Raw genomic sequence first — 13,266 nt, 5'->3', positions numbered from 1 at the left:
GAACGCTCGGTCCTTGACGGGGCGGGGCGCCGACTCGGACGGGGTGTCGCGGGGAGGGGGAGTCGTTCGTCCTCGAGGTCCGCACGGGCGCCGGGCAGGTCGTCGATGCCCGACAGTTGCCTGCGCGGCAAAGCCGGGTGGCGCGGTCGGTGCTTCCCTGCTGGCCGGTGATCCCGGCGCCGCCCGGGTGCACCTGAGTGCCCGCCGAACGTGAACCTGACTCCGAGGTCGGGTCACCGCCCTCATCGAGGCGCTGACCTGGCTCAACTCGTTGGTCGACGCTCCCATCCCGGGGTTCCCCGATCCGCGACCGGAATAGGGTCCCCGATCCGTCATGGACTCGGGGTCGGGGTCGGGCTCTCGGGTATTCCGTTCAGTGGCTCTCTGATGTGTACAGCTTTTGAGTGAGACAGAGGGTTTCGGCGATGCCGTACAGCCTGCCCAGCGTGGTTCCCTGTTCGCCACCCCGGTCCAGGCAGCGGTCCTGCTCGTGGGTGCGGTGTTCCTGATGGTGGGGGTGCTCGGGTTCATCCCCGCGGTGACCACCGACCAGGACAGCTGCGCGAATTTTGTGCCGGTCAACACTGCGGACAACTGGCTGCAGCAACCCCGGAGCAGCGGGAAGCCGCCCTCGGCTAGCCAGCTCGGCCACCAACCTGCGCGAGGCGCAACACACCGGCGACTTCTTCGCCCTCGGGCTGGGGATGGTTGTCCTCGGCCTGCTGCTGCCGCGGCTGCGGGACGGGCCAGGAGCCGGGTCGAATCCGGTGGCCTTCTCGGCCTTCTCGTAGGCGCGCAAGGCGTCGATGGCCCTCTGGCCGAGCCGGGACACCGCCTCGTCGTCGGTGGGGATGACGACTTCGCCCCCCGATGCCGGCGAAGGAGGCGGGACGCAGCACCGTGCCGCGGTCTCGGGGAGGACTATTCGACCGACCGGCGCCTACCGCGGGCGAACGGCATGACACGGAAGGCGCCTCGACTCGTGACCGGATCGGGGTGCCCTTTGGATGCGAAGGCGGTGTGCAACCGCTGTACGGTTCTGCTGATTCGGTTAGGGGATCGGCGCGCGTTCAGGGCACTGCCAGGGCGTGGTCACGATGTCGGTGTGGGCTTCGGCGATGTCCTTGAAATCGGTCGACCGGGACAGGCTGACGACCGAGGAGTCGGCGGGAAGAATCACCGCGTATCCGTTGTCAGTTGACCACTTTGCTGGAACAAGGACCCACAGATCGCTTCGTGCAACGAGAGTTCGGAAACACTCGTACCGGAAGAGAGGTGGTTGCCCTGGCGGGGTCTCGACCAGAGTCTCCGCGATCAGATTCGCTGGCACATCCAAGCGTTCTGCTCTGACGACGGAGACCACGGATTCCTTCGCCCAGAGGGTGTGGGCGATGGTCTGCGCGTCGCCGAGCCAGGACGCGAAGGAGTGCATGACGGAGAAGAGTGCCAGCACTATCACCGAAATCACGAGGACTTGGCTGACTCGTGCGGTCGGAGTGGTGTGGTGCGTGCTCGGTGTGGTGGTGGAGATGGTCAATGCCCAGTAACCTCCCACCGCGAGAAGACCACCCACCCCGAGCGCGATCGGCGAGAACGCCCAGGAGATGAGGGCGAGAGAGGCCGTGTACCTGGCCGCCACGACGCCGACGATCCCGGTGAGCATGAAAGCTGTCCCGGCGGCGAGTGCGGTTCGTCCGATGGCGCGAACAAGGTGCGGCCGCTGTCCGGTTCTGATCGAGCGGCGCGCGTAGTCCCCGACCCAGACCGCCGCGAACCACCCGACGAGGAGAAAAAGGAGCGGCGCGTACAGCACAGTGACACTGCCTCGCACGTAATCGCTGGAGGTGAATCCGAGAGCATCACAGTCGACGCCGAAGAAGGCGAGCTTCTTGCGGGTGTAGATGTATCCGAAGTAGTAGCACAGCGCCGTGATCAGGGTGGTCGGGGCGAGAATCGTGGTGACGACACCGATCCAGGTGTGGATCGGTGTCGTTGGCGCCGAGTTCTCACTCATCGGGCGGTGTGCCGCCGTCGGTGGGCGGCGCGGTCGTCGGGACCGGAGGCGACGGTACGGGAGTATCGGCATCCGGGTTGGTACCGGGTGGTGGGCCGGGCAGCGTCGGTTGTGTTGGTGCGCTCGGAACACCGAGCTTGTTCTCCGGTGTCGTCGGTTGGGTCCCTACCGGCCGGGTGCGGTGCTGTTCGACGGTAGGGAAGAACATGCTCGTCGGGGCCGACGCAGCGGGTGTTGGAGAGGTCGCCCCAGCGGGTGTTGGAGAGGTCGCCGCAGGTGGGGCCGGTTGGCTCGGCGGGTGTGCGGGGTCCGGATCTGCAGGCGCCGAGTGTTGCCACCGCCATGGCGAGCGCCGCGGCGATCGCAGCGAACGGAATCGGCCTTGCGGTTCCTGTCGGAACGTGACTTGTCGCTCGCATCGGAACTCCCAACCCCGGAACTCTCCGCTCATGTATCGCTCTTGTATTCCGACGCTGCCGCCGACGAGTCCCTCGATCACGCGTAGCTCACTACCTGTCTTCGGTTGTCGCGCTGTCTGTTGGCTCGCCCTTGCCGAGCACGGGGCTCGGTCGGACCTCGCACCCCCGATGCCCGCTCGGCCTGAGCGCTGGAACCGCACGCGGTGCCCGCCGCCCGTAGTGAGGAATCGGCCGCGGTACGCCGGTGTCGGATTCCGAGGCTGCGGGTGCTTCGGATTCGCGGCCAAGGACACACCATGTCGGTGCGCCAGCTTCTGGGAGATGTCGTGACACGGGAGTGGGTCAGCGCGATCGGAGTACGTCGCGTAGGGCTTGTGCGACGGCGTGGTTGGCGACGTCGCCGTGGTCGGTGATCGTCGCGTCGGCCTTCAGGTTGAAGACCTTGCCGGCGGCGAACGTGTACTGGTGGGTGGGGGTCACCTTCCGCAGGAGTTGTTCGGTGGGGTCGGTTTCGGGTGTGTGTTGGGCGCCGTTGCGGCCCATGCCGCCGTAGGGGTCGTTGTGGTCGCCGAGCGCGGCGGCGTTGTCGTGGGCGATGCGGGAGGCGAGGGGGTAGGCGACGCCGACGGCGAGGTCGTTCTTGGTGTGTGTGACGAGGACGGGCCCGTTGACGCGGTGTTCGGCGAGGACGGCACGGAACGCGCCGTCGTGTTGTCCGTCGAATCGTTGGGCGAGTCCGTTGTGGGAGAAGGCGGCCTGCAACAGGGCGAGGCTGAGCGGGGCTGGTGAGGGTGGGAGGGCGGCGGCGGTTGCGGTCACCAGCCGTCCGCCGAAGCTGTGCCCGGTCAGGTGGATGGGCAGCTGGGGGTGTCGTTCGCGGGCTCGGCCGAGGACCGCGGCCACACCGGTGCGGCCGACGGCGCCGGCGCGGGTCTTCATCGTGTAGTAGGTGGCGAAGTTCGCGATACGGCGGGCGGCGGCCTTGGCGCCGGACAACAGATCGCCGAGAAAGGCGGCGCCGCCGCTGGTGTTCCCGGCCGCGCCCCCGGGCCCGGTCGGCAGCAGGACGGGCACCTCGCCGGTGAACCTCTGGAAGAGGGTTTCGGGGTCGAGGTCGAGGAATTCCTGGGAGGCGTCGTCGGGGTGTGCCTGGCTCGGGTCCAGGAGGTTGCGGATCTGCAGCACGTATGCGCGCCGCGCGTCTGCGGAGGTGTCCAGGTCCTCGATCTGGGCTTTCGCGCGTTCGACCATGTCGGCTCGCGTCGGATCGGTGCCGTCGTCGCCCAGCAGCACAGGGTCCTGCTCGAGTTGCTGCAGTGCGGTCAGAAGCGCCGCATCGTTGGCCGTGGTCGCGGAGGCGGCTCCTCCGCCGGGGATGAGCGATTCGAGTGCGAACTTTTTGCTCGGCCACAGCACTCTCATCACGGCCACCCGGGATCCGGGCCCGGATTCGGGCAGTCCGACCGCCTCGAGTGAGGTGATCAGTGTGTCGTAGAGCGTGGTGGCTTCGGCCTTGTCGTTGTTCCAGCCGTGCGCGAGGACGAGCAGGTCGGTGGTGTCGGTGGTGTCGGTGAGGCCGTCGAGGAGCCGGGTTACCTGGTGTTCGTCGTGAACCAGCCCGTCCTTGGTGAACTCTATGTCCCAGTGCCCGGTGATCATCGCCGATGTCCTCTCACACGGATTGGATGGCCTTCATCAGGTCGACGAGACCATGGCCTTCGAAGTAGCGTTCGCGGCCCAGGGGCACCGCGCTGGCGAGGAAGATCCGTTTGATCTCGTCGGAGCGCCCGATGAATTCCTGCCGGATCGAGAGAAACGCGGCGATCGCTCCGGACACGTGGGGTGCCGCCATGCTGGTTCCGCTGTCTTCGAGGTAGTACGCGGTGTGCGCGGGCGGGCTGCCGGGCGGGGCGGCGGCCCCGAACCCCGGCGGCGACTGGTGGGCGAGCTTCGCCAGTGCCGTGGCCTGCTTGGTCCCGGCCGCGCAGGAGACGATGCGTTCTCCGGGCGCCACGAGGTCCGGCTTGAGGCGCCCGTCGGCGGTGGGCCCCTTCGACGAGAAGTACGAGATCCCGAAGGTGTGCGGCGAGTCGCGGTGCGTTGATCCGACGGTGATCGCGCCGGCGGCATTGCCGGGATCGTTGATGGTGTTGGACAACCCCACCTTCGTCACGCGGGTGCTGGTGGGGAGCGTGGAGTAGCCGGTGTTGCCGGCTGCCGCGACCACGATGACACCGGACTGCACCAACCGATTCACCTCCGTGCACAGCGGGCTTTGGCCGCAGGCGAACATCTCGGCATCGAAGTCGTATCCCACACTGAGGTTCACCCCGTGCACCCGCAGCAGCTTGGGATTGTCGTTGAGCTTCTCGCGGATGTATTCCAAAGCCCGGACGATGTCGCTGGACCTGCCCGCACCCTGATCATCGAGGACACGCAGGCTCACCAGATGACAGCCCGGTGCCACCCCGTGGAAGCGTTCACGTTCGCGGTCGGTGCCGATGACTCGCGCGTTGGTCACCGTCACCCGGGAGGGTTCGTTGTCGTCCTCGTCGCCCGCGACGATCCGGTCCTGGCGTTCGAGGACCACGTTGGTCACCGTCTTCGAGGCACGCCCGGCGATGATCCCGGCCACATGAGTCCCGTGTCCCAGCGGGTCGGTCAGTGCCGAGGTGCGGTGCAGGTCGATCCGCTGGCCGCGGTCCTCCCGGGACAGCGGGCCGCCATCGCCCGGGTCCTCGTCCGGGTCGGGAAGCCGGTGGCCGTCCACTTCGACGAAACATCGGTGCAGATTGCGGACCGCGGCGTCCAGCAGCAGGTGTTCACCGTCGGGGTCGCCGAAGTGCGGGTGTACGGCGTCGATCCCCGAATCCAGGACCGCCCAGCAGATGCCCTCACCACTGGCTTCGAACGAACGCAGGGCGGCGTCGGCCTTGATGGTGGAGACGGACTTGCAGATGTGGGCGCGGACGGGGAAGTCGGGCCACAGTCGGTAAATGGTGCGGTACGGGAAGTCGGAGGGCGCCGCGGCGCCGGCATCACGGTTGGGTGTGTCGTGTGCGAGCCGTCGCCGGCGGGCCGCCGCGGCGGCGGCAGCGGCCGCCCGGAGTGCGCGTTCCTGGTCGGCCGCCACCAGCTGCTTCCACTCCGCCAGTGTCATCTCGCAGCGGAAGTAGCCTTTGGATATCTTCGTCAGCTGCCACGGCCCAGCCGCCTCCCCGCTGCCGGTCCTCGCACCGAGGACGTCGGTGAAGAGTTGACGGAAGGCGTTGGTGGCACCGGAAAGCCCGTCGATATGCAGGACGTTCAGCTCGATGAGGTACGGACCGCGGTCTTCGGGGGCGGCGCCCAGGCCCCACCGTCGGCGGTTGTCGTCATCCTCGAGCTCGGGGGGTGCAGTCTGCCGGTCGAGGCGCTCGCCCGAGAAGTCGTCCCGAGAGGATCCGCCGTCGGCGCCCCGAGAACCTGGGCCGGTCATATTTCACCTCTCCTCGGCTGTGGCCGACCAACAGTGCCCGTCCGAATGCGTTCGAGGTCAGGCACTTCGTCATCTGCCGCCGTCATTACCTTCGATCTCTGTTCAATACCCGGGTACCCCGAGTTGGTGGCCGATGGCGGCGATGGCGTCGACGAGCGAGCGATTCCCGAGCTGATTCCAGCCTGTGCCGTCGGGTCCTCGGATTTGATCGAACACGTCGCGGGCCCGGTCCGCGGTGGTGGCAGGCAGCGAGGCGGCCGCGGCGCCGGCTGGTGGGGGTGTCATCCCGGGAACGCCGTGGTGCATGCCGATCTCGGCGAGTGCGTCGACGACGGAGCGGTTGTTCAGTTGTGGCCAACCGGCCCCGGTGGGGCCGAGCAGCTGCAGCCAGAAGTCCAGGACGCAGTCGTCGACGCTCAGTTTGCCGGGGGCGCCGCCGAACAGTGTTCGCAGCTCGTCCGGGGTGCCCTCGTAGGCGTTGACATCGACCAGTTTCCCGGCGACCCGGGCCTTGTCGGAGAACTGCAGAATCTCGACCGGGGCGCCGGGGGTGTAGTCCTTCCAGCCGGCGAATCCTTTCCCGGGGTAGATGACGGAGGCGAACCCGGAGGCGGTGACGTAGTGCGAATTCCACAGCGGGGGGAGATCGTTCAGGGGTGGGGAGCCCATGTGGCCTTGCCAGTACCAGCGGGGCAGGTAGATCGCGCACACCCGCATGCCCGCGGCGTTGATGGCATCGACAAGCTGGCGCATGTTGGCGCCGCTACCGGGGGTGTTGGGATCTTCGTAGTCGAGCATGACCGGGATGTTCGGGTCGCCGAGGTGCGCTTTGAGGTTGGCGACCTGTGCGGTGATCGGGTCACCGTTGCGGGCGAAGTGGTAGCCGCAGAACATGCCGGGGAAGTGCTGTTGCATCAGGTCGCGGTTGCGGGGCCAGAAGGAGTCTTTGAAGAAGTCGCCCTCGGTGCACTTGGCCGCCATGAAGGAAAATCCTTCGCGTTTGGTGGCGGCGATGTCGAAGTTCCCCTGGTGGTTGGAGATGTCGACCCCGTAGAAGGTCCCCGCGGCCGGGTCGATGGTGCCGGTGGGTGGGTTGGCGGAGCCGACGAGGAGCGGTTGCGGGTCGATCGCGGCACCCCCGAAGCGGCCGGGCGAGTTCCAGACCTCGAAGTGCAGGTGCGGGCCGGTGGAGTCGCCCTCGTTGCCGACCCGGGCGATCTGCTGGCCGGCGCGGACGAACATGCCCTGCGATACGAGCAGGTCCGCCGCGCGCATGTGCCCGTAGACGGTGTCGACGTGGAGGGTGGCCTGGTGGTCGAGGACGATCCAGTTCCCGAAGCCGGAGGCCGGGCCGGAGCGGACGACCACCCCGTCCTCGACGGCGTAGATCGGCTCGCCCTGGGGTGCGGCGAAGTCGATGCCGTTGTGATCGGGCCGCCCCGGGGTGCGGAAACCGGAGGAGATGATGTTGTTGCCGCCAGCGACGGGCACAAACGGGAAAGCCATTGCAGGTGTCCCTTCAGCGGTGGGGTGGTCGGTCAGGGTCGTGACCGCCGGAGTCATCTCCCCGGACAGGGTGGTGGTCACCGGCGTCACCGGTGTGATGCCGGAGATGCGGTATTGCATCGCCCGGTAGGGGTTGCCGTCCGACGCCCATTGGCTGACGATCATGGCGAAGCCGCCAGGACGGTCGAATCGGCTGTCGGGGTGGATGTAGCAGCCGTAGAGCCGATCGACGACATCGGGACCACCCGGACCGAAGAACGAGCCCTTCACCGGTCGATAGGTTTTCGCGGTGTGCCAATTGTGGGTTGGCTTCGCCGCGACCTTCACAAAGGCGTTGTAGGTGCCGGCATCGAACCCGGAGAACACCAGGTTGCCCTGGATCCGGCGCAGGCAGATCTCACCCAACTTGGTGCGGTCCGGGAGGATGCCCCGGGTGGGGTCGTCACCGGGCGGGTTACCCCAACCCCAGGTGCCGTTCCAGCCCCACGGCACCCACGCGGACGGGTCGGCGATCTGGGCTTCGGGCACCCGGTGCAGGATCGCGTTCTTGTTCCGGGCCAGACCGCCGGTGGAGATGACATAGACGAACCCGTCGCCGCCCTTCTCCCAAGTGACCATGGTGCGTTTGCCGCCGTAGACAGAGGTGGACCACTTCACGCCGGTGTCGGTCCAGCTCTCGCCGAGGTCATCGGAATACCGGATCTCGCACCACTTCTCGTTCCCGAGACCCTGGGTGACCATCACCCACAGGTAGATCCGGGCGCCGATCGAGATCGCATCGCAGGGCAGAATCGTGGAGTACTCCGAGTTGTCGTGCACGTAGTCCCACAACTGCTTCGCGTTGCGCGCCGCCGACGCAAAGGTGATCGGCGTGGTCACGTCGTGGGTGTTACTGCGTAGGAGCATCGGGGAACGCCAATTCGGCCCACCCACCTGGGGTTGTGTCCCGGCGAACGTGTCACCGAGGACGAACCCGATCTGACCGTTCGGCATCCGAAACGGAATGCCCAGGTCGGTGCCGCCGATATCGAACTGCGCCAGCGGATTCAAGGACTTGACGAACGACATTCCGCCTCCTGCCCTCGGCGCGCTCATTTCAGCCATCCCGAGACCCGCCGCCCGGTGTGCTGCACGGGTGTCGCGCGTCTCAACGGCACGCACAACCTGCTCCGCCACCGACTTCAGATGTCGCAGCAGGGCGAGCGGCACAGATGGTCAGATGTTCGGGGCCGAATGGTCTCGGTACGGCCCGAAACCCCCTTTCCTACGAGGTGAAACCGGGGATACCCCGGGCCTGGCCGATGGTGGCGATCCCGTCGACAGGTGTGCGCCGATTCAGTTGTGGCCACCCTTTTCCGTCGAAGCCCAGCAACTGAATCCAGATGTCGAGGACACGGCTGTCGGTGGTACTCGGTTGCGGCACATTCGTATGTCCGGCGGGTGGCACGAACGCGACGAGACCCATCTCCTGGCCGAGGGTGGCGACGGCGTCGACGAGGGTGCGCCCGCCCAGTTGCGGCCAGCCCTTGCCGTTGATGCCCAACAACTGAATCCAGATGTCGAGGACACGATTCGCTGTGGTACTCGTTTCGGGGACCCCGGTGTGCTCCGCGGGTGGTACGAACGCGGCGATGCCCATCGCCTGGCCTAGGGTGGCGACGGCGTCGACGAGGGTGCGTCCTGCCAGTTGTGGCCAGCCTTTGCCGTTGATGCCGATCAGTTGGGTCCAGATGTCGAGGACGCAGTCGTCGACGGTGGCGCGTTGTGGGATATCGGTATGTCCGGCGGGTGGCCCGAACCCGGCGATGCCCATGTCCTGGCCTAGGGTGGCGACGGCGTCGACGAGGGTGCGTCCGCCCAGTTGTGGCCAGCCTTTGCCGTTGATGCCGACCAACTGCGCCCAGATCTCACCGACCCGCACGATCAGGTGCCCCCCAGTTGCGGTCGTGTAGCCTTTCGGCGGAATCAAACTGGCCATCTGCTCGAACGAGCACCAATAGCCGTACGGTACGAATCCCGAGTCGGCGACCCAGAACGCGCGGGCACCGTTGTCGTCGGCGTATCCCATGATCGCGATGTAGTGGAAGACGGTCCCGCCGGCATACTGGGGGCTCACGGATCCGCGAACACCGCGGGGGTAGTTGCTGGGTGGGGCGACGATGTTGGCCACCACGCCGTAGCCGTTGTCGATGCTGCGCACGACGTCGTCCCACAGTTTCTGGGCTTGCTTTTTCGTCGGCGGGTCGTTCGGCATCTGTACCACCCGGTAGTCCGCCCCGGATACGTACTTGTTGAGAACCGGCGCGATCAGGCCGATATGGTCCGTTCCGCCCTGGTCGGTGCCCATCTGATGTCCCAGATCGCTCTCCAGAATCAAGCCCCCGGTGCGGGCGATGATCACCGTCTGGGTGGACGCGGGACCGCAGTTGAAGAAGGTGTCCTGCTTGATGTGGATGCGCGGATAGTCGAGAACTTTCTCCACGGCCGGTTTCCTCTCGATGGTGGTGGGCAGCAGGGCCGCCCCGAGGGCGCGGCAACGATTCCAGCGGTTGGTGCGGTCGGGCAGGCCGTTGAGGCCGCCGTTGACCGCCTTGGTGGCGCCCTCGATGTCGCTGGCGTCGGAGAGCTCGTTGAGCTTGGGTCGGGCCACCGTCCAGTAGTAGGAGGCCGCCAGGAATCCCCACTTCGGGTCGGAGACGAGTGTGGGTGCGGTCAGGAAGTGATCCTCGGTCGGGACGAGGCCCTTGCTGTGCGCCCACACGCTGAACCGCCGGTAGTTTTCCCTGCCGGTGAGCTGGATGGGTCCACGGCCCTTGAACCGGCGTCCGTCGCCGGGTTGGGTGTTCCCGAGATCCAGCCGTCCCTCGTAGGCGCTGCCGTCGGCGATCTCCTCCATGTATCGCAGCCCGCCGGACTCGTGACCGACCTGAGCGCACCACATCGCCACCCGGTTGACGGTTGTGCATTCGGCTGCGAACAGTGCCTCGTTGAACGGAGATACAAATCTTTCGTAGTCAGCCGTCGACAGGTTGCCCATGGCGGTGGAAAGTGTCTGCAGGTCCATCACTGTGCTCCCGTGGCACTCGGTCCGGCGTATCAGCCGCCGCTCGCAGCAACCATCGTCAACTGGGCACCGACGCGCCCGTGAAATCGCAATCCCGTGCCTTGGTGAAGGTCCGCCGCCCGCATCGCTGCACCTCCGGCACCGCTTCGGCCTCCTACGTAAAGACCGGTCTGTTTAAATTGTTCTCCCGCGGGACCGCCGATGTCACGGATCATTAGGGTTAGAAAAGGTCATCAAGGACCGACCCGCCTCGCCGGGCGTGGCACGGCAGTACTCGGGCACCCTCGGCAACTGCCAGATCGCGATCAGCGTGCACGCCGCGCCCGACGAGGCGGCCGCCCCACTGGACTGGCAGCTGTTTCTACCCGAGAGCTGGGACGATCAATCGACCACCGACCCCTACGCTATCGCGGCGATTACCGTCCGCCGGCGCGTCGGCGATCCCCTTTTCGCCGTGCATCACCGCCCCCAGGTGCGAAATGGCGATAGAGCTGATCGAGTGGGGCCGGATCCCGCCGGTCCTGCACCGGCACTCTGCTGCGACCCGAACCCGCACCCGACAGCCAGCACCTGATGGACGCCTACTTCCATCCCTACGCCGCCACCATGTCGGAGCTGGTCGAGGACCGGCTCGCCGCCACCGGTGCAGCGGTGATCATCGACATGTACTCCTATCCCCGGTACCCCTCCGCATTCGAAGACCCCACCCGGCCCAGACCTCCGCTCTGCATCGGGACCGACGACTTTCACACCCCCGAATGGCTGACCGCACAGGCACTAGCCGCGTTCGCCGGACTCCACGAGAGCGCGGTCAACGCTCCGTATGCCGGCTGCTATGTGCCCCTGAGCCGGTACCGCACCGACGCCCGGGTCAGCGCGGTGATGATCGAACTCCGCCGCGACCAGTACCTGAACACCGATCACACCACGCGGACCGGCACGGATATCGAGCTGCGCATCCACACCCGTCTCACCGCGTTCGACGTCGTGGCCGGGCCGTGGGCGCCGGCCGTATCGGGGTTCGCGGTCACGGTTGTCGTGTACTTCGTCGACACCGCGACCGGTCGACCGCGGTATCTCCCGATCGCTGAGCCGCACGAGTGGGCGCCGGCGATCTTCTCCGCCATCGACGCACGGCAGGGGTACTTTCTCGGCGCGGTCGACCCGGACACCGGCGAGCACCGGGACGGGCAGCTCGCCTATCGGCTCTACCTCGACCCCGCCAGACGGGCGATCCGCGCGCCCCGGCAGATGGTCGCGTGCCCGCACTACCGACTGCACTCCGACGACGACGGTCCCGAGATCCGGATCGCCACGACCGCCTGATCTCCGGTCGGCGACTCGCCGTGCCGGACAGGAATACCGAGCCCCGTTCCCGTGGGCCGTTCTCCTCGGTACGGACTTACTTCGCCGTGCGCCCGCCCCGGGCGACGCCCTCGCTGCTAGCCGCGGTCCGCGCTGGCCTGCTCCCGCATGGTGACCCGCGCGAGCATCTGCTCCATCTGCGGCCACCCGAGCCGCTGACCGGCTGCGATCATCCCGGCTCGAGTGTCGAAGTCCGGTTCGAACGCGGTGAAGATCTGCTGAGCGGCGGGCGCGAGGACATTGCGTTCGACCGCGAAGACGGTATCGCGCGACCAACGGTCCTCGCTGTCGGTCGGGTCGGGATCACCGAACAGTTCCACCAGCCGGTCCCGAACGTAGCCGAGCTGTTCGAGCTCGGCCGCGGTGTAGAACTCGTGTACCGAGGTCACAGGGTCCCTTCTTCCTTGCCACTCGTTTCGACGTCCTCATTGTGCGGTGAGCTGCTCTGCCCGCTGTTTTCTTCCCGGCCCGGCGGGGTGTCGGCCTCGTCGTCCGTCAGTCCGAGCAGCTCCGCGACCTTGCGCTCTTCGGCTTCTCGGTCCGCCTTGATCGAGGGCGCATACTTTCGCTGCGCCGATTGCTTCGTGATCCCGCCCAGGGCTTCGCCGATGACGGTCCAGCTGATCCCCCGGTTCCGGGCGACGGACACCATCTGCGCCAGTGTCGACTTGGCGCGGACCGTCGCCTCGTGTTGCGCCTGGATCGCGTCGACGACCTGCTCGTTCGTCACGGTTCCCACGAACTTCTTCGACTCAGCCACGTCCTCATCCTGCTGACAATTTGCCCCATCGGTACACCGCGCCGAGGGTCAATCCTTCGGTGCACCGAAGGGTCTCCAGGCACTGGTGTGCGACCTCGCGGCCGAAGTCTTTCCAGTATTCGCGGCCGTCGTGGATGTGCCGCTCGGGGATCCGTTTGGAGATGCGGCCACGCCCGTTCGCGTAATCGGTGGTGTGCAGCTCGGTGGTGATCGGGATGCCGAACTCGCGCCAGAGGAGCTTGCGGGTGTCCAACCAGTTACGAAGAACCGATCGCCAACGGTCCGGGCTGAACTCGATCCATCCGTACACCGCTAGTCCGGATTGCGGATGACCCGAGTCATCGACGTAGATCATGCGATCGAGGCGCGCTGGCATGGCCCCGATGATGGCTCACTCGTTCCGATCCCGTGTCACCGGGAGCGCGTTCCCGGTTCCGGCGACGCGGCGGCTCGGATTCTACCGTGAAGGCCTGCGGGCCACTGCTCGGCATGAGAGCCGACCGGCCCTGGCCGTGGGTGCACCGAATCACGCGCACAGCGTCGAGCAGTGGACGGTGAGCGCGATGGTTGGAGCACTTACCGAACGGCAGAGCCATACTCTGCACCCTGGGAGCGGGTGTGGCGGGATCGCCCGTCTCGTCGTCCCCCGCCTGCTCTTGC

Annotated in this window: 11 protein-coding genes and 1 pseudogene; 3 read left to right on the top strand and 9 right to left on the bottom strand. The window is 66.8% G+C overall.

The genetic code is table 11. The features are described from left to right. Window positions 1-373: 373 nt before the first annotated feature. The 6 genes from RHA1_RS53750 to RHA1_RS37525 all read right to left on the bottom strand — a co-directional run bounded on the left by RHA1_RS53750 (window position 374) and on the right by RHA1_RS37525 (window position 10,481). Entirely contained in the window at window positions 374-832 is a 459-nt protein-coding gene (locus RHA1_RS53750) for a hypothetical protein (RefSeq protein WP_007298553.1), read from the bottom strand. 219 nt (window positions 833-1,051) lie between these two features. Then, window positions 1,052-2,014 carry a hypothetical protein gene (locus RHA1_RS37545; RefSeq protein ID WP_007298554.1) on the bottom strand — a complete coding sequence of 321 codons (963 nt, stop codon included), beginning with the start codon at window positions 2,012-2,014 and terminating at the stop codon, window positions 1,052-1,054. 761 nt (window positions 2,015-2,775) lie between these two features. Further along, window positions 2,776-4,092: a hypothetical protein gene (locus RHA1_RS37540; protein WP_007298555.1), complete on the bottom strand. Its 1,317-nt coding sequence runs from the start codon at window positions 4,090-4,092 to the stop codon at window positions 2,776-2,778. A 13-nt stretch (window positions 4,093-4,105) separates the two neighbouring features. Beyond that, the gene (locus RHA1_RS37535; RefSeq protein WP_007298556.1) at window positions 4,106-5,911 is read right to left on the bottom strand and encodes a S8 family peptidase; all 1,806 of its coding nucleotides are present in this window, start codon (window positions 5,909-5,911) and stop codon (window positions 4,106-4,108) included. A gap of 102 nt (window positions 5,912-6,013) precedes the next feature. Further along, window positions 6,014-8,485, bottom strand: coding sequence for a DUF4185 domain-containing protein (locus RHA1_RS44930; protein ID WP_007298557.1), 2,472 nt, complete (start codon window positions 8,483-8,485; stop codon window positions 6,014-6,016). A 196-nt stretch (window positions 8,486-8,681) separates the two neighbouring features. Beyond that, window positions 8,682-10,481: a C39 family peptidase gene (locus RHA1_RS37525; RefSeq protein ID WP_011599248.1), complete on the bottom strand. Its 1,800-nt coding sequence runs from the start codon at window positions 10,479-10,481 to the stop codon at window positions 8,682-8,684. 259 nt (window positions 10,482-10,740) lie between these two features. Between RHA1_RS37525 and RHA1_RS37520 the strand changes: the two genes are divergently transcribed. The 3 genes and pseudogenes from RHA1_RS37520 to RHA1_RS52495 all read left to right on the top strand — a co-directional run bounded on the left by RHA1_RS37520 (window position 10,741) and on the right by RHA1_RS52495 (window position 11,807). Then, window positions 10,741-11,055: a transposase gene (locus RHA1_RS37520; RefSeq protein ID WP_007298559.1), complete on the top strand. Its 315-nt coding sequence runs from the start codon at window positions 10,741-10,743 to the stop codon at window positions 11,053-11,055. Next, window positions 11,055-11,333: pseudogene (locus tag RHA1_RS52500) on the top strand (N-formylglutamate amidohydrolase); the annotation flags it as partial. The gene RHA1_RS37520 and the pseudogene RHA1_RS52500, both read left to right, overlap by 1 nt. A 30-nt stretch (window positions 11,334-11,363) precedes the next feature. Continuing rightward, on the top strand, window positions 11,364-11,807 hold the full coding sequence (locus RHA1_RS52495) for an N-formylglutamate amidohydrolase (RefSeq protein WP_237720485.1): 444 nt from the start codon (window positions 11,364-11,366) through the stop codon (window positions 11,805-11,807). 116 nt (window positions 11,808-11,923) lie between these two features. Here RHA1_RS52495 and RHA1_RS37510 read toward each other — a convergent pair whose 3' ends face one another. From RHA1_RS37510 to RHA1_RS37500, 3 genes are read right to left on the bottom strand one after another with little or no spacing between them, the layout of a single operon-like run. Next, window positions 11,924-12,235 carry a hypothetical protein gene (locus RHA1_RS37510; RefSeq protein ID WP_007298561.1) on the bottom strand — a complete coding sequence of 104 codons (312 nt, stop codon included), beginning with the start codon at window positions 12,233-12,235 and terminating at the stop codon, window positions 11,924-11,926. Continuing rightward, window positions 12,232-12,606: a hypothetical protein gene (locus RHA1_RS37505; protein WP_007298562.1), complete on the bottom strand. Its 375-nt coding sequence runs from the start codon at window positions 12,604-12,606 to the stop codon at window positions 12,232-12,234. The genes RHA1_RS37510 and RHA1_RS37505 overlap by 4 nt, the downstream gene beginning before the upstream one ends. A gap of 4 nt (window positions 12,607-12,610) precedes the next feature. Continuing rightward, window positions 12,611-12,982, bottom strand: a complete 372-nt coding sequence (locus RHA1_RS37500) for a hypothetical protein (RefSeq protein ID WP_007298563.1) — start codon at window positions 12,980-12,982, stop codon at window positions 12,611-12,613. Between the last annotated feature and the right edge of the window lie 284 nt (window positions 12,983-13,266).

The organism is Rhodococcus jostii RHA1 (assembly GCF_000014565.1).
Lineage (GTDB): Bacteria > Actinomycetota > Actinomycetes > Mycobacteriales > Mycobacteriaceae > Rhodococcus_F > Rhodococcus_F jostii_A.
Note: the sequence above shows the minus strand (reverse complement) of the source record. Positions and strands in the feature narration are given on the sequence as shown.